At 73.9% G+C, this 21,613-nt stretch carries 22 protein-coding genes; 16 read left to right on the forward strand and 6 right to left on the reverse strand.

Annotated features, from left to right (window positions below):
• Positions 1-33: 33 nt before the first annotated feature.
• From KUM42_RS14680 to KUM42_RS14690, 3 genes are all read left to right on the forward strand, one after another.
• Entirely contained in the window at positions 34-1,173 is a 1,140-nt protein-coding gene (locus KUM42_RS14680; RefSeq protein ID WP_237493270.1) for a flagellar biosynthesis protein FliA, read from the forward strand.
• A gap of 367 nt (positions 1,174-1,540) precedes the next feature.
• A complete protein-coding gene (locus tag KUM42_RS14685) occupies positions 1,541-1,888 on the forward strand; it encodes a hypothetical protein (RefSeq protein ID WP_237493271.1) in 348 nt (115 codons plus the stop codon).
• Positions 1,885-2,646, forward strand: coding sequence for a hypothetical protein (locus tag KUM42_RS14690; RefSeq protein WP_237493272.1), 762 nt, complete (start codon positions 1,885-1,887; stop codon positions 2,644-2,646). The genes KUM42_RS14685 and KUM42_RS14690 overlap by 4 nt, the downstream gene beginning before the upstream one ends.
• Positions 2,647-2,670: 24 nt before the next feature.
• On the opposite strand, the gene KUM42_RS14695 is transcribed toward KUM42_RS14690, so the two are convergent.
• From KUM42_RS14695 to KUM42_RS14720, 5 genes are all read right to left on the reverse strand, one after another.
• Positions 2,671-4,329, reverse strand: coding sequence for an NlpC/P60 family protein (locus KUM42_RS14695; RefSeq protein ID WP_255557507.1), 1,659 nt, complete (start codon positions 4,327-4,329; stop codon positions 2,671-2,673).
• A gap of 514 nt (positions 4,330-4,843) precedes the next feature.
• Positions 4,844-6,145, reverse strand: a complete 1,302-nt coding sequence (locus KUM42_RS14705; protein WP_237493273.1) for a citrate synthase — start codon at positions 6,143-6,145, stop codon at positions 4,844-4,846.
• Positions 6,146-6,195: 50 nt separating this feature from the next.
• Positions 6,196-8,100 (reverse strand): hypothetical protein, encoded by a 1,905-nt coding sequence (locus tag KUM42_RS14710; RefSeq protein WP_237493274.1) that lies wholly within the window; start codon positions 8,098-8,100, stop codon positions 6,196-6,198.
• 89 nt (positions 8,101-8,189) lie between these two features.
• A complete protein-coding gene (locus tag KUM42_RS14715; protein ID WP_304610703.1) occupies positions 8,190-9,284 on the reverse strand; it encodes a DegT/DnrJ/EryC1/StrS aminotransferase family protein in 1,095 nt (364 codons plus the stop codon).
• 23 nt (positions 9,285-9,307) lie between these two features.
• Positions 9,308-9,826, reverse strand: coding sequence for an FdtA/QdtA family cupin domain-containing protein (locus tag KUM42_RS14720; protein ID WP_237493276.1), 519 nt, complete (start codon positions 9,824-9,826; stop codon positions 9,308-9,310).
• Positions 9,827-9,965: 139 nt separating this feature from the next.
• Between KUM42_RS14720 and KUM42_RS14725 the strand changes: the two genes are divergently transcribed.
• The 11 genes from KUM42_RS14725 to KUM42_RS14775 are packed head-to-tail and all read left to right on the forward strand — an operon-like array spanning position 9,966 to position 18,815.
• Positions 9,966-10,913, forward strand: a complete 948-nt coding sequence (locus KUM42_RS14725; protein ID WP_237493277.1) for a cyclopropane-fatty-acyl-phospholipid synthase family protein — start codon at positions 9,966-9,968, stop codon at positions 10,911-10,913.
• A 4-nt stretch (positions 10,914-10,917) separates the two neighbouring features.
• Positions 10,918-11,508: a GNAT family N-acetyltransferase gene (locus tag KUM42_RS14730; protein ID WP_237493278.1), complete on the forward strand. Its 591-nt coding sequence runs from the start codon at positions 10,918-10,920 to the stop codon at positions 11,506-11,508.
• Positions 11,505-11,834, forward strand: coding sequence for a hypothetical protein (locus KUM42_RS14735; protein ID WP_237493279.1), 330 nt, complete (start codon positions 11,505-11,507; stop codon positions 11,832-11,834). Before KUM42_RS14730 ends, KUM42_RS14735 begins: the two co-directional genes overlap by 4 nt.
• Entirely contained in the window at positions 11,831-12,553 is a 723-nt protein-coding gene (locus KUM42_RS14740; protein ID WP_237493280.1) for an SDR family NAD(P)-dependent oxidoreductase, read from the forward strand. Before KUM42_RS14735 ends, KUM42_RS14740 begins: the two co-directional genes overlap by 4 nt.
• A 1-nt stretch (position 12,554) precedes the next feature.
• Complete coding sequence (locus KUM42_RS14745; protein WP_237493281.1) at positions 12,555-13,241, forward strand: MBL fold metallo-hydrolase; 687 nt, start codon at positions 12,555-12,557, stop codon at positions 13,239-13,241.
• Positions 13,238-14,263: a 3-oxoacyl-ACP synthase III family protein gene (locus tag KUM42_RS14750; protein WP_237493282.1), complete on the forward strand. Its 1,026-nt coding sequence runs from the start codon at positions 13,238-13,240 to the stop codon at positions 14,261-14,263. Before KUM42_RS14745 ends, KUM42_RS14750 begins: the two co-directional genes overlap by 4 nt.
• Position 14,264: 1 nt before the next feature.
• Positions 14,265-14,969 (forward strand): MaoC family dehydratase, encoded by a 705-nt coding sequence (locus tag KUM42_RS20165; RefSeq protein ID WP_255557508.1) that lies wholly within the window; start codon positions 14,265-14,267, stop codon positions 14,967-14,969.
• Positions 14,882-15,457 (forward strand): SDR family NAD(P)-dependent oxidoreductase, encoded by a 576-nt coding sequence (locus KUM42_RS14760; protein WP_255557509.1) that lies wholly within the window; start codon positions 14,882-14,884, stop codon positions 15,455-15,457. Before KUM42_RS20165 ends, KUM42_RS14760 begins: the two co-directional genes overlap by 88 nt.
• Positions 15,454-17,238 (forward strand): HAD family hydrolase, encoded by a 1,785-nt coding sequence (locus KUM42_RS14765; RefSeq protein ID WP_237493283.1) that lies wholly within the window; start codon positions 15,454-15,456, stop codon positions 17,236-17,238. Before KUM42_RS14760 ends, KUM42_RS14765 begins: the two co-directional genes overlap by 4 nt.
• Positions 17,231-17,464, forward strand: coding sequence for an acyl carrier protein (locus tag KUM42_RS20170; RefSeq protein WP_255557510.1), 234 nt, complete (start codon positions 17,231-17,233; stop codon positions 17,462-17,464). The genes KUM42_RS14765 and KUM42_RS20170 overlap by 8 nt, the downstream gene beginning before the upstream one ends.
• A 10-nt stretch (positions 17,465-17,474) precedes the next feature.
• On the forward strand, positions 17,475-18,815 hold the full coding sequence (locus tag KUM42_RS14775) for a class I adenylate-forming enzyme family protein (protein ID WP_237493284.1): 1,341 nt from the start codon (positions 17,475-17,477) through the stop codon (positions 18,813-18,815).
• A gap of 37 nt (positions 18,816-18,852) precedes the next feature.
• On the opposite strand, the gene KUM42_RS14780 is transcribed toward KUM42_RS14775, so the two are convergent.
• Positions 18,853-20,256: an aspartate ammonia-lyase gene (locus KUM42_RS14780; protein WP_237493285.1), complete on the reverse strand. Its 1,404-nt coding sequence runs from the start codon at positions 20,254-20,256 to the stop codon at positions 18,853-18,855.
• Positions 20,257-20,541: 285 nt separating this feature from the next.
• Between KUM42_RS14780 and KUM42_RS14785 the strand changes: the two genes are divergently transcribed.
• A complete protein-coding gene (locus KUM42_RS14785; RefSeq protein WP_237493286.1) occupies positions 20,542-20,994 on the forward strand; it encodes a hypothetical protein in 453 nt (150 codons plus the stop codon).
• A 14-nt stretch (positions 20,995-21,008) separates the two neighbouring features.
• The gene (locus tag KUM42_RS14790; RefSeq protein ID WP_237493287.1) at positions 21,009-21,608 is read left to right on the forward strand and encodes a hypothetical protein; all 600 of its coding nucleotides are present in this window, start codon (positions 21,009-21,011) and stop codon (positions 21,606-21,608) included.
• Positions 21,609-21,613: the final 5 nt, after the last annotated feature.

The raw sequence follows: 21,613 nt of genomic DNA on the forward strand, positions 1-21,613 counted from the left end.
CCCGCCCCCTGCACTTCCCCTCAGGAGGACCCGGTGTCCGAGTTCATCACCGCCCAGCCCGCCCCCACGACGTCCACCCTCCCGGCCGGGCTCGCCCCCGCGGGCGCCCCCGAGGAGCGCCGCACCCGTGAGCCGCTGGTCTTCGGCGGGATCCCCGAGGCCGACGGCTGGGTCCTGGCCCCGATCACCCCGCGCGACCGGGTGCACTTCCGCACCGACCGCGAGCTGCCGCTGGCCGAGTTCCGCGCCGCCTTCCCCGCGGACGTCACCGTCACCCACGACGAGGGCGACGGCCTCTACCGGGTCGACGGGCAGCCGGGCACCGGTGACGAGCTGGCCGCGCTGACCCGCGCCTGGTGCGCCTCCCACGGCTACGCGACCGTGGGGCTGCGCCCGGAGACCGGCGTCCGCCGCCGCGCGCCGCGCGACCTGCCCCCGGCCTTCCTCGACGGGCTCTGCCGGCACTACTGCCGGGTCAGCCTCAAGCGCCTGCAGCGGAACATGAGCACGATCCGGCTGCACCTGCCCGACAACGACGACGTCGACCAGCAGGTCGCCGAGTGGGTGCTGAAGGCCGTGGCCACCTACGACGAGGTTAAGGGCGTGCCGTTCGGCGCCTTCCTGGCCACGCAGCTGTCCAAGTGGGTGCACGACCTGGGCCGCAACGCCTACGGGCGCACCGCCGCCGACACCGAGAACAAGCAGCAGAAGGCCATCGCCTCCTTCACCGCCGAGCACCAGCGCCGCCCCAGCGAGAAGGAGCTGGCCGCCTACATGGGGCAGAGCGTCGCCACGCTGCGCCGCAACTCCCAGACCGTCGCCACCCTCAACGGGTTGCGCAACCTCCAGTCACTGGACGGCGGCGCCGACGCCGTCGAGTTCGTCGTCCCCGACAGCGCCGAGGTGCCCGACGAGATCATGGGGGAGGCCGAGCAGACCCTGCTCTCCCACGCCCTCACCGCCGCCTGCGCCCCCGACCCGACGGCCCGCCGCGACCAGCGCGCCGCGCAGCCGAACGTGCTCGGCTGGGCCACCTGGTACCTGACCACCTGGGGCGGGCAGACCAAGACGCAGCTGTCGGCGGACCTGAACACCTCGGTCCGCAACATGAACGTGCACGCCGACCGCGCCGAGCAGGCGCTCAAGGCCCGCCTCTCCGAGCTCGGCGGCTGACGGAGGACCTCGTCCTCCGTGCCCCCTGGGCTGGAGCAGTGCTCTGCAGGACCCGGCACTCGCCGGCCCGCGGTGGGCCCCGGAGGGGCCGTGCCACGCCGTCACCGCCCCCACGTCCGACCCCGCACCAGGGGGTCGGCGCAGCACGTCACCAGCGCCCCGGACCGCCTCGGCGGGCCGGGGCGCTGTGCTGTCCGGGAGTCGAGGAAATCGCCGGTGGTACGGGTCCATCCGCGTCCTGACCTGCCGATGTACGTGGTGTGACCACGCCCCACCGCTCCCGCCGCCCTGCGGAGCGGGCCGGGACGACGGCGGCTCCGCCGCGGCTCCCGGTGCGCCCGGGCGACCGCCGGCCGGCGGTGCGGGCATGAGCGTGCCCCCGGCCGCCGAGCCCGACCAGGTCGTGCTCGTGCCGCACTGGCTGACCGCCGTCGACCGCTCCGAGGTGGAGCGCGCCGTCACCGAGGCCCTCGAGGTCGGCCCGGTGCACCCGGTCGCCGCCATCCACCTCGGTGACGTCCTCACCGAGCTGCACGTGGCCGCCGCGCGCGAGGTCGTCTGGCCCGCGCCCGTGGCCCGCGTCCGCCGGGCGACCGGCTGGGGCGCCGACGTCGTCCCGGTCCGGCTCTCGGCGCTGGAGCTGGCCAGCGTGCTCTCGCTGCCCGGCCTGGCGTCCGTCGCCCGGGCCGCGCTCACCGGCGGACGCAGCGCGTGAGCGAGACGCTCTTCGGCGCCCCCGCCGGTCTCCTCGCCCGGCTGAACCGCAGCGAGGTGCGGGTGCCCGACGTCCGGGCGGCGCTGTCCCGCCTGACCGACGACGAGATCGGCCCGGGTCTGCGGCTGGACGTCTTCGAGGGCACCGGCACCGGTCCGATGGTGGTGCTCGAGGAGGCCGGCCGCCGCACCCGCGTGCTGCTGGCCGAGCTCGCCGTGCAGATGACCCGGTCCCGCGTCCCGGCCACCCCCGAGGGCGTCACCGCCGCGACGGTCGCCTGGCTGGCCCGCCGCCCGGTGCCCGACGAGGTGGCCGCGCAGACCGGGATCGCACTGCTCGACTGGTCCGACCCCCGGCAGACCGTGCTGGGCTGGCGGGTGGTCGTGCGCCGCGGTGAGGTCGGCGTCCCGTGGCGGCCCTCGCGCACCGCCACGCTGCCGCTGGTCCACCAGACACGCTCCGCCGCGCTGGGCCGGGCGGCCACCGTCGACGCCACGCTGCACGTGCAGGGACCGCTCGGGCTGTGCACCGCCACCGACGCCCCCGGCCTGGACACCGCGGTGCTCGTGCGCCCCGAGGCGCTGCTGCAGGAGATGGCCGACCGGGGTCTGCGGCTGCGGGACGGGCACGTGGTGGTCACCCCGCGCCGCCCGGTCGCCGCCGCCGAGGGACCCGTGGCCCGCCGGCTGGCCGCCGAGGCGACCGAGGCCTGCGCCACCCTGCCCTGGTGGGCCGTGGCCGACCTCGGCTGGGCCTGAGCCCCACCGCGCGGGCAGCCGGGCTCAGGCCAGGCTGCCGTACTCCCAGTGCCACGGCTCCGGGTTCTGCCCGCGGGCCTGCGCCCAGTCCGGGTGCACCCAGCCGAAGTGCCCGGCGTTGAGCTGCATCCAGGCCGTCTGCGCGGTGCCGAAGACGTTGATCCCGCCGCAGAGGTCCACCGCGAGCCCCCAGCCGTGGTTCGACGTCCCCGGGACGGCGGTGATCCGCGGCTTGCGGACGTGCGCGTCGACCTGAGCGGCGAACGAGCGGTAGGAGTCGGTGATGCACAGCGGCGAGCCGAAGGCGGCCTGGTAGGCCGCCGACATCGCGCCGTACGCGGCGGCCGCGTCGCAGCGCAGCCGCTGCCCCGGGGCGACACCGCACAGCTGGTCGGCCGGGATCTGCCCGTTGGACCAGCCACCCCAGCCGGCCTCGGCCGGGCTGGTCGCGGTGCCGGGCGCCGGCGGCGGCGCGCTGCAGGTCGCCGGGCCGGTGGTGGCCACCGGCAGCGGGGTGGGGGTCGCCGCGGGCACGGTGACCCGGACGGCGGTGGTCAGGTCGCCCACGTCGTGCACCGCGACCTGCCAGCGGTCGGCGGAGGCCGACAGCACGCTGGTGCCGCCGAGGTAGAGCCCGACGTCGTCCAGGCCGCTGCCCCAGCGGGTGCTGAACACCAGGTCACCGACCTGCAGCTGGCTGCGGGGCACGGGGGTGCCCTGCGCCCACTGGCCGGCCAGGTCGCCGGCGATGCCCAGCCCGGCCTGAGTCCAGGCGGTGCTGGTGAGCCCGGCGCAGTCGTAGCCGTCGGGGCCGCTCTGGCCGGGCAGGTAGGGCCGGCCCAGCTGGGCGAGGGCGGCGCTCACCGCGGCGACGGTCTCCGCGGGCAGCACGGTGAGGACCTGACCGTCGGCGTAGGCCGACGCCACCCCGGGCACCGGCGTGCCGGAGCCGTCGCGCAGCGGGGCCAGCCCGGGCGGCAGGTCGTCGGCGTCGGCCAGCTCGGTCGCGGTCGGCGGGGTGATCCCGGCGGCGACCAGCCGGTCCAGGTAGGTCTGCCAGCCGGTCAGCGCGGTGGCGTTGCGCTCCTGCTGGTCCGCCGACGCCGGGGTCGTGGACAGCCCGGCCCACCGCGCGCTGGTGCGCAGGTCCATCGTGGTGGCGATGCCGTGGATCTCGGTGAGGACGGCGGCGGCGCGGGCGCGGGCCACGGTGGCGGAGTCCTCGGCCGCGGCGGCCTCGTCGGTGTACTGCGCAGCGTGCACGGCGGCCCGGCCGGCGCGGGCCACGTCGGCGTCCCGGGCGTCGGCGAGCTGCTCGGTCAGGCCCTGGGCGTGCAGCACGTCGGCGGTGGCGTCGGGCGCGTCCACGGAGAGCCGGCCCACGGGCCAGCGCTGCCCGGCGCTGCTCATGTAGGCCGCCGCGGCCGCGCTGCCGACGGCGGTGCGGGCGGTGGCCGCGTCGGCCTCGGCGGCGTGTCCGGCGTCTCGTGACTGCTGGGCGCGTGCGGTGGCCGACGCCGCCTCGGCCAGGGCGGCGCGGTAGCGGGCGGTGGCGTCGGCGAGCGTGGTGGCGGCGGTCTGCGCGTCGTCGGTGACCGCCCGGGGTGCCTGGCCGGCCTCGGTCGGCGGCTGGGTGAGGGCACCGAGCAGGAGCAGGACGGCGAGGGTGGCACCGGTGAGCACGCCGAGCCGGTCGCGCCACCGCCGAAGTGCACCGGGGGTGCGGGTGCGCTTCGGGGCAGGACGCCGGGCCGGGGGCCTGCGCGCCGTGGAGCCCGGCCGGGGAGCACCGCCGCGCGGTCGGGCGGGAGCGGTGCGGGCGGTCGTGCTGCGGGTGGTCGTGCTGCGGGCGGTGCCACTGCGGGCGGCGCCCGAGCGGGCGGGGGAGGGCGCCGGACGGCGGGGGGCCGTGCCCGTCGTCCGGGGTCGCTGCGCGGTGACCTGCGCGCGTGGTGCGGTCACCGTCGTCCCCCGGGGCTGAGATCGGTCCGGGCGCCAGGCGGCGTCCGGTGTCCTGATCCCATCGACGGAGGCCGGGGGTCGGTGTAGGTCCCTCACCCCTCCGGGGGAGGGAGGTCACCCGTCCGGGGGGAGACGCGACGAGGCCCCGTCGTCCGGTTGGACGACGGGGCCTCGGTCTCGGTCCCTCTGCAGGGGCCCGCTGCGAGCGTGCGAGCGGTGGGGGCAGAGGAGTCCTTCAGCGGGCGGAGAGCTCCACGAAGGAGCGCTCGGTGGGGCCGGTGTAGACCTGCCGCGGGCGGCCGATCTTGGTGGCCGGGTCCTCGATCATCTCGCGCCACTGGGCGATCCAGCCCGGCAGCCGGCCGAGGGCGAAGAGCACGGTGAACATCTTCGTGGGGAAGCCCATCGCCCGGTAGATCAGCCCTGTGTAGAAGTCCACGTTGGGGTAGAGCTTGCGGGAGATGAAGTAGTCGTCGTGCAGCGCGATCTCCTCGAGCTGGCGGGCCAGGTCGAGGAGCTCGTTGTTGCCGCCGAGCTTGTTCAGCACCGTGTCGGCCGTGGCCTTCACCAGGGCCGCGCGCGGGTCGTAGTTCTTGTAGACCCGGTGCCCGAAGCCCATCAGCTTGACGCCGGGCTCCTTGTTCTTCACCCGGTCGACGAAGTGGCCGATGTCGCCGCCGTCGGCCTTGATCGCCTCGAGCATCTCCAGCACCGAGGAGTTGGCACCGCCGTGCAGCGGGCCCGACAGCGCGTGGATGCCGGAGGAGACCGACGCGAACATGTTCGCGTGCGCCGAGCCGACCAGCCGCACCGTGGAGGTCGAGCAGTTCTGCTCGTGGTCGGCGTGCAGCACGAAGAGCATGTCCAGGGCCTTGACCAGCTCCGGGTCGGCCTCGTACGGCTCGGCCGGGAACCCGAAGGTCATCCGCAGGAAGTTCTCGACCAGGCCGAGGGAGTTGTCCGGGTACAGCATGGGCTGGCCGATGGACTTCTTGTAGGCGTAGGCCGCGATCGTGGGCAGCTTGGCCAGCAGCCGCACCGTCGACAGCTCCACCTGGCGGGAGTCGAAGGGGTCCAGCGAGTCCTGGTAGAAGGTCGACAGCGCGCTGACCGCCGAGGAGAGCACCGGCATCGGGTGCGCGTTCCGCGGGAAGCCGTTGAAGAACCCCTTGAGGTCCTCGTGCAGCAGCGTGTGCCGCCGCAGCCGCTGGTCGAACTCGCCCAGCTGGTCGGCCGTGGGCAGCTCGCCGTAGATCAGCAGGTAGGAGACCTCGAGGAAGCTGGCCTTGCCGGCCAGCTGGTCGATCGGGTACCCGCGGTAGCGCAGGATGCCCGCATCGCCGTCGATGTAGGTGATCTCCGAGGTGCAGGAGGCGGTGTTCACGAAGCCGATGTCCAGGGCGACCTGACCGGTCGTGGCCAGCAGCTTGCTGGTGTCGATGCCCTCGGACCCCTCGGTGGAGGGGATGACCCGCATGGGCAGTTCGCCGCCGGGCCAGCGCAGGGCGACGTCTGGGGTGCTCGCTGTCTCGCTCATCAAGGCCGGACGGTACTGCCCCGGGCGGGGGAGTGACAGGTCAGGGCACATCAGACGCGCGCGGGTCCTGGACCCGCGCTCGCCACGCCGCTGGTCGCCTGACCCGAGACGACGCCCCAGCCCGGCGAAGCGAGCACGTGCTCGAGCCAGTCCAGTGCAGTCGGGCTCAGGGGCAGGTCTCCGGGGAACGCGCGGGGCTCCCCTCGCGGGGCGACGCTGTCGACGCTGATGTCGCCGCAGTCCTCGGGTGTCTGCCCGAGTCCGGACAGGAGGCCCACCAGGACAGCGGTGCTCTTCGAGCCGGCTGCGTCGTCGCCGGCCGCGAAGGGGAGGCTCACCGCCAGCCGCGGATGGTCCCCGGCGAGACGCAGCAGGCGAGTGGCCCCCTCCGGTCGTGTCTCCCATCCGGGAGCAGCACGCACGACCAACGACCGACTGCGGCCCCGATCGGTCAACGCGAGGACGTCGGCGCGCATCGCCGGGTCGTCCAGCTCTGCGACCGGGTGGAGAGCCACCTCGAAGTCGGGCGTCTGGGGGTTCCCGCCAGTGGCGAACGTGACGAGCATCGAGCCGTACCGGGGGTCCTCGACCCTCTCCCCGAGGTCCTCTGCCCGGACCGCCGAGCTCCCGCGTGCCTGGTCGTACAGCGCCTCCAGGGAGCTCGTCCAGTTGCTGCCGGCGTGGAGCGATGCCACCGCGGCCTGGACCTCTGCACCTCGTCGCATGCGCAGCTCGGGGTCAGTGACCAGCGCCCGCAGTTGGCGGACGTACTCCTCGGGGCTCTCTGCACAGGGCTCACCCAGGAGTCCCGGCATGCCGGCCTGGTAGACGAACAGGCGGTCGTCGGCCGGGATGTCGGTGAGGGCCAGGGTCGGCAGGCCGGTCATGGCGGCCTCCAGCACCGAGGTGCCCGAACGGGTGGGGTAGGACTCGAGGTAGACGTCCGCCGCTCCGTAGTAGGGAGCCGGGTCCGGCACCACCCCGACGGGCAGCAACCTCCCGGGGTAGCGCGCCGCGAGACGTTCCCAGGCGCCCGTCCGCGACGCCCCCACGAGCACGACGACCAGTTGGGGGAACCACGTCAACGCCCGGTCGAGCAGGCGGTCCATGCCGCGGGCTCCCAGGGGGGACATCTTGGCCTCGGTGGCGACGGTCAAGCCCAGCACTGCGCCGGCCGGGACGCCCAGCTTCCGCCGCATCTCGTCCCGGGGCACCGATGACGCCTCGACGTCGACGGGGATGGGCAGCAGAGCCGACCGCCCGGCGGCCACGCCGCGCAGCTCGTGCGACAGTCGCTGGCCGAAGGGGCGGAAGTCGCTCACGACGTCGGCTGCGCCGACGCCGAGCCAGTAGGAGTGGTCGGCGTGGTTCTCCAGGACCACAGGCGGTCGGTCGCCCGGGAGGTTCACCGCAGCGAGGACCACCGCGTCGTACGGGTGCACGTGCAGGACGACCATGTCCGCCTGGTCCATCAGCCCACGCAACGCCTGGGCCCGTTCCAGCAGGGGGGCGTGCCGTTCCCGCAGCTCGTCGACACGTCCGCCGGACGTGGTGACGGCGTCGAGCAGCTGCTCCGGGACGGGGCCGTGGTGGTTGGTCAGCGCCACATGGCTGCGACGGTGGTCCCGGCTGATCCACCGTCGGGCGAAGCGGGTGTGCCCGCCGAAGGCGTAGGCCTCGGACAGGACGTGGAGGACGTGCCCGCCGGACCGGGTGCCGTCCACCACCGGCCCGTCGCCTGCCCGCACGTGCGACAGCACCATCCGCTCGAGGACCGGGTCGCTGAGCAGCCCGGGGGGTGCCATCCAGGCGTAGTGGGCGGCCATCGTCGCCGCGCGGAGGACGCGTTCCACGTCGGTCCCGGTGGCGTGGGCACCGACGACGTCGACCAGCTGCCCGTAGCGCAGTCGGTTCTCGGCGAGCACTCGCTCAGCGGGTGCAGAGGGACGGGTCACGAGGTCTCCAGAGCGGCGGTGGGGGAGTTGTCCGGTGCGGCGCCGGGGGCTGCCGGCGGGGGGTGCAGCTGCGGTCGTGTCTCGAACGGTCATGCGCGGAACGACCGCACGGCGTCGATCACCCGGTCCTGGTCGTGCGGGGAGAGCATCGGGTCCATGGGGAGGCTGAGCACCTCGCGCGCGAGCGCGTCCGAGACCGGGAGGTGGGCCTCCGCCAGGGCGGTGCCGGCGAAGGCACCCTGGCGGTGGCAGGGGATCGGGTAGTGCACGCCGGCCTCGACGCCCGCGGCGGCCAGGTGCTCCTGGAGGCGGTCGCGGTGGCGACTGCGCACGACGTACAGGTGCCAGGCCGGCGTCGCCCACGCGACCCGCTCGGGGAGGACCAGGTCCAGCCCGGCGAGCCCTTCGTCGTACCGGCGGGCCACCGCTTCCCGGCGGGCGTTGTGCGCCTCCATGCGGCGCAGCTTCACCGACAGCACGGCTGCCTGGAGCTCGTCCAGCCGACTGTTCCAGCCGACCTCGTCGTGGCGGTACTTCTCGGTGGACCCGTAGTTGCGCAGCGAGCGGAGCCGCCGGGCCGTCTCCGGGTCGGACGTGGTGACCGCCCCACCGTCGCCGAGAGCCCCCAGGTTCTTGCCCGGGTAGAAGCTCCAGGCGGTCGCGTGCGTCAGCCCACCCACGGGGCGGTCGCGCAGGCGGGCGCCGTGAGCCTGGGCAGCGTCGTCGAGGACGGCCAGGTCGTGATCGCGGGCCAGCCGCAGGACCGGGTCGAGGTCGACCGGGTGGCCGTAGAGGTGCACCGGCAGGATCGCGCGGGTCCGCGGCGTGACGGCCGCGGCCAGGGCCACGTCGTCCCAGTCGGCACGGGCGGAGCGGACGTCCACCGGCACGGGGACGGCGCCGACGTGAGCGACGGCCAGCCAGGTGGCCACGAAGGTGTGCCCGGGCACCAGGACCTCGTCGCCCGGGCCGATCCCCAGCGCCCGCAGGCCGAGGGAGAGCGCGTCCAGCCCGTTGCCCACACCGACGGCGAACCGTGCGCCGACCGCGGTCGCCCAGGCCTCCTCGAAGGCGGCGAGCTCGGGTCCGAGGAGGAGTCGTCCGCTGCGGACGACCCGCAGGGCGGCGTCCTCCAGGTCGGGGGACAGCTCGGCGTGCAGGGCGCCCAGGTCCAGGAGAGGCACCTGCCGCGGGGTCGGCGAGGTGGTCACCGTGCAGCTGCCGCGCCGCCGACCTCGCCGGCGGCCTCAGCCGCCCGCCGGGCCTCACGGAAGTCGTCGTAGTCGCGGTAGTAGTCGTCCTCGGCATAGACCTGGGAGGCGAGCACGAGGCACACGCTGCCGGAGGAGAAGTTGCCGAGCTCCCGCCAGACCAGCCGGGGGACCAGCAGTCCGTGGTACGAGCGGTTGAGGTGGAACCGCGCGGTCTCCGTGCCGTCGTCGACGACGACGTCGAAGCTGCCGGCCGCGGCGACGATCAGCTGCTGCAGCTCGCGGTGCCCGTGCCCGCCGCGGGACTCACCGCCCGGCACGTCGTAGAGGTAGTAGACGCGGGCGATGTCGAAGGGCATGTGGACCCCGCCCTCGAGGGACGTCAGGTTGCCCCGCGGGTCGGTGATCCGCGGCAGGTCGACGATCCTGCAGCCGGCCCCGCTGCCCTCCGGGCGCGGGTTCCAGTCCGTGGCGCGACGGCCCGGGCTGGGGGAACGGCGGTCGGGAGGAGTCACGCCCCGGCTCATCGGCAGGCGTCGGCAGCTCCGGTACCCGCGTGCGCTGCCCCGGGGGTGGTGTGACGCCAGGTGCCGCATGGGACGGTGGGGACACGACGTCCCCCGTGCGGTCGGCGCCGTCGTCCATGGTGGCTCCATGCCCGACACGACCCTGACGTACGAGACGGTGCCCTTCCGCCTCGACCGCGCCACGTACCCGGCGCTGGCGTCGATGACCGCCACGCTGCGGGACAGGCACCGGTTCGCCGCGGACATCGCCGACCGCTGCGCCGCCCTGTTCGGGGCTCGCTGGGCCGAGGAGTTCGAGGTCGTCGTCGACGCCCTCTTCCCCACGCCCGAGGCGGTGGCCGCTGCGGTCAAGGGGTACGCCGCCTTCGCGATGCAGTCCATGCGACTGCAGGCGGCGTTCGAGGTCGAGGGCCACTACCGGTCGAAGACCTACGACCAGGCGGCCAGCGAGGTGTACTTCAACGAGCAGCACATGATGCGTGAGTACCTGCCGGGCCTGCTGCTCTCGCACTTCCTCTGGCCGCACCACTACCGGCAGCTGCAGTTCTTCGAGACCGCCTTCGTGGACGCCATGCGGGTGGCCGGCGCGTCCTCCTTCGTCGAGGTGGGGATCGGCACCGGCCTCTACTCGGGTCTCCTGCTGCGCAGGCTGCCCTGGGTGCGCGGGACCGGGTACGACATCAGCCCGTCCTCCAAGCAGTTCACCGAGGACCAGGTCCGCGCGCTGGGCGTCGAGGACCGGTACGAGGTGCAGCTGCGCGACGTCACCGCTCGTCCCGTCGAGCCCCGGGCCGACTGGCTGGTGTGCGTCGAGGTGCTGGAGCACCTGGAGGACCCCGTCGCCTTCCTGCGTGGCCTGCGCGCGTCGCTGGCCCCCGGGGGGAGGGCGTTCATCACGGCCGCGCTCAACGCCGCGCACGCCGACCACATCCACCTCTACCGCACCCCCGACGACGTGCTCGCCCAGCTCGTGGAGGCCGGTTTCACCCTGGAGCAGTCGTTCGTGGGTGCCGCCTACGCGCCCCGGGCGCCCGGCGTGCCGGTCCCCTCGGCCGCCGCGTTCATCGTCTACTAGACGGATGTCGCCAGCCGTGACCACCGACCCGGTGCTGCGAGGGGAGTTCGTGAACCTGCGCCCACTGCAGGTGGCAGATGCCGAGCTGACCTTCCGCTGGCGCAGTGCGGCCCGCGCGCGCTTCCTCAACGCAGGCGCCCAGACCGTCGAGCAGCAGGCGGACTGGATCGCCGCTCGCCCGGACTCGGAGCGCAACCACGTCATCGAGCTGGCCGACGGCCGCCCCGTCGGCATGCTGTCGCTGACCGGTGTGGACCCGGTCAACCGGCACGGCGAGCCCGGGCGCTTCCTGATCGGCGACGAGGCCGCGGTGCGCGGCGTCCCGGCCGCGGTGGAGGCCATGAAGCTGCTCTACGGCCTGGCCTTCGACGAGCTCGGCCTGGTCCGGGTGCACGGCATCGTCGCCGCCGGGAACACGCCGATGATCAGGTGGCAGAAGTTCCTGGGCATGCAGGTGGAGGGCCGTCTGCGCGACCACCTCTACCTCGACGGCCGGTTCCAGGACGCCGTCGCGCTGGGCCTGCTGGTGGCCGACTACCGGACGACGACCCTGCCGCGCATGAACGTGCTCATCCACGCAGCCCGCAGCCGATGACCGACTCCATGGAGGAGACGCCCGTGCTCGACCACGCCGCCGTCCAGGACATCGTCCTGCACGCACTCACCACCCTCAACGAGGAGCGCAGCCCGGACGACGCGCTCGTCGTCAGCCCGCAGACCCGGCTCTTCGGCGCCGACGCGGAGCTGGACTCGCTGGCCCTCGTGTCGGTGATCGTCGACGTCGAGGAGGAGGTCTCCGCCGCTGCGGGCCGCCCCGTCAGCCTCACCGACGACCGCGCCATGAGCCGGGACGTCTCGCCCTACACCGACGTGGAGTCGCTGACCGCCTACGTGGTGGAGCTCCTGTCGGAACCGGCGTGAGCGGCACCGGCTCGACCTACGAGGGCAAGCTGACGCTGGTCACCGGCAGCCGGCGCGGCATCGGCCGCATGATCAGCGAACACGTCCTGGCCCACGGCGGGCGCGTCGCGGGCTTCGCGCGCGGTGAGTCGACGATCGAGCACCCGGGGTACACCCACGTCCAGGTCGACGTCGCCGACCCCGCCTCGGTCCAGCGCGGCTTCGCGGAGCTGAAGAAGGTCACCGACGCGGTGCACATCGTGGTGAACAACGCCGCGGTGCTGACCTCGCAGTACTCGATGATCATGCCGCCGGCGGCCGCCGCGGCCATGGTCAACACCAACCTGCTGGGCGCCTTCATGGTCTCCCGCGAGGCGGCCAAGATGATGCGCCGCACCAAGTGGGGCCGGATCGTGAACATCAGCTCCATGGCCGTGGGCCTGGAGCCGATCGGGGACTCGATGTACGCCGCCTCCAAGGCGGGGCTCACGACGATGGGCAACGTCATGGCCAAGGAGCTGGCGCCGCTCAACGTCACCGTGAACACCCTCGGCGTCAGCGCCATCGCCACCGACATGCTCGCCCAGCTGCCGCAGGACAAGATCGCCCAGGTCGTGGCGGGTCTCCCGCTGCCCCGCTACGCCGAGCCCGACGACGTGTTCAACGTGCTGGACTTCCTGGCCTCCGAGCGCAGCAGCTACGTCACCGCGCAGACCATCTACCTGGGCGGGGTGAACTGACGTGACGACCCCCGAGGCCACCGTCGTGGGGCACTGGGGTGGCGGCGCCGTCTGGCGGGTGACCAGCGGTGCGTTCCCCTCCAACGCCTGGTTCGCCGAGGCCGACGTCCCCGGCGGCGGGGTGCTGGTGGACCCAGGGCTGGACGGCCCGGCCATCGACGCCGCGCTCTCGGCGCACGGCTTGCGGCCGCACCAGGTGTTCTGCACCCACGGGCACTTCGACCACACCGCCGGCGCCTCGTGGTTCCAGACGCGCTACGGCTGCGAGGTCCTCCTGCACGAGGCGGACGCCCGCACGATGCGCGGCTCCAACTTCCTGCTGATGGCGCTGCGGATCCCGCAGCGGGTCACGCTGGCCGACGTCACCCTCGTCGCCGACGACGCGTGCATCGACGTCGCCGGGCACCCGTTGCGCTTCCGCCCGGCACCGGGTCACACCCCGGGGTCCTGCGTTCTCGAACTGGGCTCGGCCTGGTTCACCGGCGACACGCTGTACCGCCACGGCCTGGGCCTGTCCCAGCTCCCCGGCGCCGACGAGCAGCTGCTGCGCGCCACGCTCCTGGACCTGTGGCCCGGGCTCACCGCTGACCGCACGGTGTACCCGGGGCACGGCGACCCGGGTGACGGCGAGGCCGTCCGGACCGGCAACCACGCGCTCGCCGGCTTCCTCGGGCTGGTCGCCCCGTGACCGCCGCGACCTCCGCCGCGGTCACCATCACCGGCGTCGGGCACGCACTGCCCACCGGGGTCGAGGACAACGAGACGCTCTGCCGGTCCCTGGACGTGACGCCGGAGTGGATCGTGGAGAAGACCGGGATCGAGCAGCGGTACATCGCCGGCCCCGACGAGACCGCCTCCTCCCTGTCGGTGGCCGCGGCACAGCGCGCCCTGGCGATGGCCGGCATCGACGCGGACGAGCTGGACCTGATCGTCGCCTGCACGTTCTCCGGTGACTACGTCTTCCCACCGCTGTCGGCGAAGGTGCAGCGGGAGTTGCAGGCCGGGGAGGCACAGGTCCTCGACGTCCAGGCCAACTGCACCGGCTTCGTCACCGGCCTCACCGTGGCCTCCGACCGGATGCGGGTGGACCCCACCGTCCGCAACGCGCTGGTCATCGGGGTGGAGCTCAACTCCCGCTACGTCGACCGCAGCGACGTCAACGTCGCCGTCTACCTGGGGGACGGCGCGGGTGCCGCGGTGCTCAGCCGGTCCGCGGACCCGGCCTCGGGGATCCAGGCCTCTGCCTTCCACACCGACAGCTCGAACTACGAGGCGGTGCGGATGCGCGGTGGCGGGTCCAGCTTCCGCTCCGCGGGCCGCGCGTACGACCCCGCGGTCGACATGATGGAGATGAACGGCATCGCCACCTGGAAGCAGGCCATCACCAACCTGCCCAAGGTGGTCCGCAGGGCGTGCGCCAAGAGCGGCGTCGAGCTCGCCGACGTGGACTTCCTGCTGTTCCACCAGGCCAACCTGCGCATGATCGAGTACGTCGTCCGCAAGCTCGGCTTCGACCTGTCGAAGACGTTCACCAACGTCGCCCGGGTCGGCAACACCGGCGCGGCCTCGCTGGCGATCGCGATGAGCGAGGCCGTCGAGCGCGGCCTGCTCAAGAACGGCGACACGGTGGTGCTGGCCGCCGTCGGCGCCGGCTTCAACTTCGGCGCCTCGGTGTGGCGCTGGCAGCTGCCCGCCTCGGGAGGGGTCTGACGTGTTCACCGACTACCAGGCGATCAGCGTGGGCGACACCCGCTCGCTGGTCCGCACGATCACCGAGGCCGACGTCCGCCGCTTCGTGGACATGACCGGCGACGACAACCCGTTGCACGTCGACCCCGCCTACGCGGAGACGACCGCGTTCAAGGACGTCGTCGTGCACGGGATGCTCGGGGCCTCCTTCCTCTCCACGGTCATCGGCACGCAGCTGCCCGGCCCGGGCGCGCTGTGGATCTCCCAGAACACCGAGTTCCTGCTCCCGGTCCGGCTGGGTGACGAGCTCACCGTCAGCGTCACCGTGGCCGCCAAGCACGACCGCGAGCGACTGCTCGACCTCGACACCCGGATCGTCAACCAGAACCGTCAACTGGTGCTCAGCGGCCAGGGCCGGGTCAAGGTGCTCAGCCCGCCGCAGCCGGTGGCCGAGTCCGCACCGGACGACCGGCCACGCGTCGCCGTCGTCACCGGCGGTGCCGGCGGCATCGGCCGGGCGGTCTGCCGCCGGCTGGCCGCCGACGGCCACCACGTCGTCGTCAACTACCACCACCGCGCCGACCGCGCGGCCGACCTGGCCGCCGAGATCACCGCCGGGGAGCGGTGCGGGCGATCGCCGTGCAGGCCGACGTCGGCACCGACGCCGGGGCGCAGGCCCTGCACCGCGCGGCCGTCGGTGAGTTCGGCGCTGTCGGGGTGCTGGTGAACAACGCCTCGCCGCGGATCAACCCCAAGCCGCTGGCCGACCTGGAGTGGGCCGACGTCCAGGCCCAGCTCGACGTCCAGGTGCGCGGCGCGCTCACGATGACCCGCGCGGTGGCCCCGGGCATGGGCGAGCGCGGCTGGGGCCGGATCGTGAACATCACCTCCCAGGTCACCGAGGGCCCGCCGTCGGTGACCTGGACCGGCTACGCGATGGCCAAGGGCGCGCTGGCCGTCTTCTCCCGCTACATGGCCGCCGAGCTGGGCCCACGCGGCATCACCGTGAACTGCGTGGCCCCTGGCATGACCGAGACCGCGCTGATCGGCGACATCTCGGAGAAGGCGCAGCTGATGGCCGCCCGGCAGACGCCGCTGCGCCGGCTGGCCACGCCGGACGACGTGGCGGCGGCGGTCGCCTGGCTGGTCTCCGACGCCGCGGGCTTCGTCACCGGCGACACCCTCGCCGTCAACGGTGGGGCGGCGATGCGGTGACCGCCCCCGTCGACCCCCGGGCCGTGCTCGCGGCGCCGGGGAGCACGCTCTCGGCGGTCATCGGGGCCGTCGAGGCGCTGGAGCAGCAGCCGCAGGAGCGGACCGTGCGCGTCGGGGTCTCCTCGGCGGTCACCGCCGACCTGCTGGGCACCTACCTGCGCCGGCACGGGCTGCTGGCCGGCACCGCGGTGCAGGTGGTGGCCGGCAACCACGACGACCCGATCGGCGACGTCGAGCGGTTCCGGCGCGACGGGGTCGAGCACATGGTGCTGCTGCCCTTCTTCGACGCGCTGCTGCCCGCCTTCGAGGCGCAGCTGCCCGGGCTGGCCCCGGCTGCGGTCGACGCCCTGGAGGCCGGCGTCCGCACCCGCTACCGGCTCGCCCTGGAGGCGGCCCGCGAGCTTCGCTCGGTCCACCTCGTCACCTTCCACCGGATGGGCAGCCCGCTGGACCCCGCCGGCGGGGACGTCGTCGACGTCGTCCTGGCCCGGTTCGACGCTGCGCTCCGCGAGGAGGCGGCCGCCTTCCCCAACACCCGACTGGTCGACGGCGAGGACGTGGTGCGCACGGTGGGCCGCGACGCGGCCTTCGACCTGCGCTTCTGGTTCCGCGGCCGGGCCCCCTACACCGGCGCCTTCCTCGACGAGCTGGCCCGCCGGGTCACCGTCGCCGCCCGCGGGTTCGGCGCCCCCTTCCGCAAGGTCCTGGCGCTGGACTGCGACAACACGCTGTGGGGCGGCGTCGTCGGCGAGGACGGGGTCACCGGCCTCGCGCTGGGCCCGCACGACTCCCCGGGCAACGTCTTCTGGCAGGTCCAGCACGAGATCGCCGCGCTGCGGCGCGCCGGGGTGCTGCTGTGCCTGGTCAGCAAGAACAACCCGTCCGACGTGGACGAGGTCTTCCGCGACCACCCCGGCATGGTGCTCACCGACGCCGATGTCGTGAGCCGGAAGGTCGACTGGTCGGACAAGCCGGCCAACGTGCGCGCGCTGGCCGACGAGCTGGGCCTCGGGCTGGACAGCTTCGTCTTCCTCGACGACTCCTCCTTCGAGTGCGAGGCGATGCGCCAGCAGCTGCCGATGGTGACCACCGTGCAGGTGCCGGCCCGGCTGTCGGACTACCCGCGGGTCATCCGCTCGGTCGGCGAGCTGTTCCTGGCCGGCGGCGTGACGGCGGAGAGCCAGGACAAGACGGAGCAGTACCGGCAGCGCGCCCGTGCCCAGCAGTTGCAGGCGACGGCGGTCGACCAGCAGGCCTACCTGGCCTCGCTGCAGCTGACGGTGCAGGTGCGCCGGGACGTCGTCGCGGACGCGGCGCGGGTGGCCGAGCTGTCGCAGAAGTCCAACCAGTTCAACCTCACCACCCGCCGCTACGGCGTCGCCGACGTCGAGCGCCTGATGGCCGACCCCGCCCACACCGTCCACGCGCTGGTGGTGGGCGACGTGTTCGGCTCGGCCGGGCTCACCGGCGCGGTGGTCGTCCGCCGGGACGGCGCCACGGCCCACGTGGAGGCCTTCTTCCTCAGCTGCCGGGTGCTCGGTCGCGGCGTGGAGACCGCGGTGTGGCCGCAGGTGGTCGCCGACGCGGTGGCCGGGGGCTGCCACGAGCTGTGCGCCGAGTACCTCCCCAGCGCCAAGAACGCCCAGGTGGCCGACTTCTACGATCGCCTCGGGTTCACCCGCACCGCTGCGGCGGAGGACGGGTCCCGCTCCTACCGCATCGCGACGGACGACTTCCGTACCCCACCCCCTGCCTGGATCGAGATGAGCTCCCTTGGATGACGACGCCCTGCGCCAGGTCATGGCCACGGTCCTCCGCGTGCCCGCCGACAGCATCGGCCCCGACAGCAGCATGGACACCGTGCCCGGCTGGGACTCCCTGCGGCACCTGACGCTGGTGCTGGCCCTGGAGGACGAGTTCGGCGTCCAGATCCCCGACGAGGAGGCCGGCTCCATCACCTCCTACCCGCTGATCCGGCTGGTGCTCACCGAGCTCCTCGACGCGTGAGGTCCGTGGCATGGACTGGCTGACCGAGCGCTTCGCCGGGGCACCCGAGCGCACGGCGTTCGTGCACGAGGGCCGGTCGGTGGGCTACGGCGAGGTCGTCGCGACCGTCGACGAGCTCACCGACCGGCTGGCCCGGGCCGGCGTGGCCGCCGGCGACACCGTGGTGGTGGCCGGCGACTACTCACCCGAGGTCTTCTGCCTGATCCTGGCGCTGGCCCGGCTCCGGTGCGTCGTCGTCCCGCTGACCCGGTCCTCGGTGGTCGAGGAGTCGGTGGCCCTGGGGGTGTCCGGCTGCGACTGGTACGTCTCCGCCGGCGACGACGGCCAGATCGCCGCCATCGACCACCGCGGGCAGTCGAGCGACAACGCGCTGCTGACCGAGTTCCGCGCCCGGCGGTCGCCGGGGCTGGTGCTGTTCTCCTCCGGGTCCTCCGGGGCGCCCAAGGGGATGCTGCACGACCTGGAGCGGGTGGCGGAGAAGTTCCGCCGGCAGCGCACCGCGGTGGTCGCCATCCCGTTCCTGATGCTGGACCACTTCGGCGGCATCAACACGCTGCTGGCCATCACCGCCAGCCTCGGCACCGTCGTGACGGTGGCCGACCGCTCGGTCAGCTCGATCTGCGCCGCCATCGCCCGGCACCGGGTGCAGCTGCTGCCGGCGACCCCGTCGTTCCTGACGCTGCTCATGGCCTCGAACGCGCACCGCGAGCACGACCTGTCCTCGTTGACCCGGATCACCTACGGCACCGAGGTGATGCCGCAGACGACGCTGGACCGGGTGCGCGCCGCCTTCCCCGGCGTCGTCCTGCAGCAGACCTACGGGCTCAGCGAGGTCGGCGTGCTGCGCTCGGAGTCGCGCCCCGACGGGTCGCTGTGGATGCGCATCGGCGGTGAGGGCTTCCGCACCCGCGTCGTCGACGAGGTGCTGTGGATCAAGTCGGACTACGCGATGGTGGGCTACCTCAACGCGCCCTCGGAGTTCGACGCCGACGGCTGGTTCAACACCCACGACGAGGTCGAGGTGGACGGGGAGTGGTTCCGCGTCCTGGGCCGGGTGACCGACCTGATCAACGTCGGGGGCCAGAAGGTCTACCCGGCGGAGGTGGAGGGCGTGGTCCTCGACGTCGACAACGTCTCCGACGTGGCCGTCCACGGGGAGCGGCACGCCCTGCTGGGCCAGATCGTGGTGGCCACCGTCGTGCTGGACCGCCCCGAGCCGGTGGCCGACGTGAAGAAGCGGGTGCGGCAGGCCTGCGCCGCGCAGCTGGCCGCCTTCAAGGTGCCGGTCAAGGTGGTGCTGACCGACGGGCCCCTGCACAGCTCGCGGCAGAAGAAGATCCGCCGGGCCTGAGCGGGGCGGCGGTGCCCGGCACCGCCGCCCCGGCAGGTCAGGGGTGGGTCATCGACAGCACGTCGAGGGCGGCGTCCAGCTGCTCCTCGGTGAGCTTCCCCTGCTCGACGTAGCCACGCTCCACCACGACCTGGCGGATCGTCTTCTGCTCCTTGAGCGACTGCTTGGCCACGATCGCCGCCTCCTCGTAGCCGATGTACTTGTTCAGCGGCGTGACGATGGAGGGGGAGGACTCGGCATAGGTGCGGCACTGCTCGACGTCGGCGACGATCCCGTCGACGCAGCGGTCGGCCAGCAGCCGGCTGACGTTGGCCAGCAGCCGGATCGACTCCAGCAGGTTGCGGGCCATCAGCGGCAGCGTGACGTTGAGCTCGAAGACGCCGGTGGTGCCGGCGTAGGTGATCGCCGCGTCGTTGCCGATCACCTGGGCGCCCACCTGGATGACCGCCTCGGGGATCACCGGGTTGACCTTGCCCGGCATGATCGAGCTGCCCGGCTGCAGGTCGGGCAGGGCGATCTCGCCGAGCCCGGTGCGCGGGCCCGAGCCCATCCAGCGCAGGTCGTTGACGATCTTGATGAGCCCGACGGCGATGGTCTTGAGCTGGCCGGAGCCCTCGACCAGGGCGTCGCGGGAGCTCTGCGCCTCGAAGTGGTTGCGGGCCTCGGACAGCGGCAGCTGCTGGTCGGCGGCCAGCCGCTCGATGATGGCGGCGGCGAACCCGGGCGGGGTGTTGATGCCGGTGCCCACGGCCGTGCCGCCCAGCGGCAGCTCGCCGATGCGGGGGAGCGAGGAGTGCAGCCGCTCGATGCCGTAGCGGACCGCCGCGGCGTACCCGCCGAACTCCTGGCCCAGGGTCACCGGGGTGGCGTCCATGAGGTGGGTGCGCCCGCTCTTGACGACGGTGGCGAACTCCTCGGCCTTGCGCTCCAGGGAGGCCGCCAGGTGCTCCAGCGCCGGCACCAGGTCGCGCACGATCGCGCCGGTGGCGGCGACGTGGATCGCCGAGGGGAAGACGTCGTTGGAGGACTGCGAGGCGTTGACGTGGTCGTTGGGGTGCACCGGGGAGCCGAGCGCCTCGGTGGCCAGGGTGGCGATGACCTCGTTGGTGTTCATGTTGCTCGACGTGCCCGAGCCGGTCTGGAAGACGTCGATGGGGAAGTGGTCGTCCCAGTCGCCGCGGGCCACCGCGGCGGCGGCGGTGGAGACGGCCTCGGCCACGTCGGCGGGCAGGACGCCGAGGGAGGCGTTGACGCCGGCGGCCGCGCCCTTGATCGCGGCGAGGGCGGCGATGAGCTCCCGCTCGATCGGGGTGCCCGAGATCGGGAAGTTCTCCACGGCCCGCTGGGTCTGGGCCCGCCACTTGGCCCAGGCGGGCACGCGGACCTCGCCCATGGAGTCGTGCTCGGTGCGGTAGTCCCCGCCGGCGGTCTCGGTGGCCACGCTGCGCTCCCGGTGTGGTGTGGGTGGTGTTGGTGCTGCGGGAGCGACCCTAGATCCCCCCGGGGGACGACGCGGCCCGGCCCCGCCGGACCGTCACGACCACCGGAGGGCCGGCCGGCCCTACGCTCCGCCGGACCCCGAGCCGCAGGAGTGACCGTGTCCGCACCGCAGCAGCCGCTCCCCGGGAGCAGCTCCCCGTACCAGCCACCGCCGTCCGGCGGCTGGGGCGCGCCCGGCCCTGGGACGCCTGGCGAGCCGGGGTCCTGGCCGGCGGGTGCGGTCGCCGTGCCCCGCCCCGCCGGGGTGCGCGGCGTGGTGCTGGCCCTGGCCGGTGCGGCCGTCGGCGCGGCGGTGGCCGCGCTGGTGGTCTCCGCCGTCCTCGTCTCCGGGGCCCGCGAGCTGGTGCAGGAGGCCGGCACCGCGGCCGGCGAGGGCATCGCGGCCGCCCTGGCCGAGCAGTCGGACCCGTACGCGTGGTCCTCCGAGGCCCCGGTCGGTGGGGTGCTCGGCACGTACGAGGAGCCGCCGGTCGAGCAGTTCCCGGCCGTCGCGCCGGGCGTGCTCGGACCCGACCCGGTGCTCGACACCTACGCCACGCAGTGCTTCGGCGGGGACCTGCAGAGCTGTGACGACCTCTACTACGAGGCGCCGCCGCTGTCGGACTACGAGCAGTACGGCGGCACGTGCGGCGGCCGGGTCAAGGCCGGCTCCGCACCCGCGTGCACCGAGCTCGACTGAGCGGGGGAGGACACGTGACGCGACCGCACACCGGGGAGCCGGGCCACCCCGCCGACAGCGGGCAGCCGGGCGCACCGCAGCAGGACTGGGACGCCGCTCCGCCGTGGTCCGGTCCGCCCGCCCCCTGGGGTCCGCCGGGGTACGGGCCGCCGGCTGCCGGCGGGTACCTGCAGCCACCGCCGTACGGGCCGCCCGGCCCCACCCCGCCGCCCTGGTCCCCGTACCCGGGCGGTCCGCCGCCGCGCTCGCGGACCGGGCCGCTGTGGACCCTGGTCGGCGTGCTGACCGCGGCCGTCGTCGTCCTCGCCACCCTCCTGATCGTGGGGTCCGGGTCCGGGTCCGGCTCCGGTGCCGGCCCCGACACCGGGCCGCTGGCGTCGCGGCCGGACCCCGTGCCCGCCCCCGCGGCCACGCTGGCGCCCACCGGGCTGGGGGACGACGCCGCGCTGGACCGGCTGGCGCAGCAGTGCTCCGACGGCCAGATGAACCCCTGCGACGACCTGTACGACGAGTCGTTCCCCGGCTCGGACTACGAGGCCTACGCCGACACCTGCGCCGGACGGCGGCCGCCCGGCCAGGACACGTACTGCGGCGACGACTTCTACGACTCCTAGACCGC

The organism is Modestobacter sp. L9-4, assembly GCF_019112525.1.
GTDB lineage: Bacteria > Actinomycetota > Actinomycetes > Mycobacteriales > Geodermatophilaceae > Modestobacter.

What these genes read in the sequence shown, in the direction of transcription:
- KUM42_RS14685 (WP_237493271.1), top strand. Translation starts at nt 1,541, where the DNA reads ATGAGCGTGCCCCCGGCCGCCGAGCCCGACCAGGTCGTGCTCGTGCCG.
- KUM42_RS14705 (WP_237493273.1), bottom strand. Translation starts at nt 6,145, where the DNA reads ATGAGCGAGACAGCGAGCACCCCAGACGTCGCCCTGCGCTGGCCCGGC.
- KUM42_RS14775 (WP_237493284.1), top strand. Translation starts at nt 17,475, where the DNA reads ATGGACTGGCTGACCGAGCGCTTCGCCGGGGCACCCGAGCGCACGGCG.
- KUM42_RS14730 (WP_237493278.1), top strand. Translation starts at nt 10,918, where the DNA reads ATGTCGCCAGCCGTGACCACCGACCCGGTGCTGCGAGGGGAGTTCGTG.
- KUM42_RS14725 (WP_237493277.1), top strand. Translation starts at nt 9,966, where the DNA reads ATGCCCGACACGACCCTGACGTACGAGACGGTGCCCTTCCGCCTCGAC.
- KUM42_RS14735 (WP_237493279.1), top strand. Translation starts at nt 11,505, where the DNA reads ATGACCGACTCCATGGAGGAGACGCCCGTGCTCGACCACGCCGCCGTC.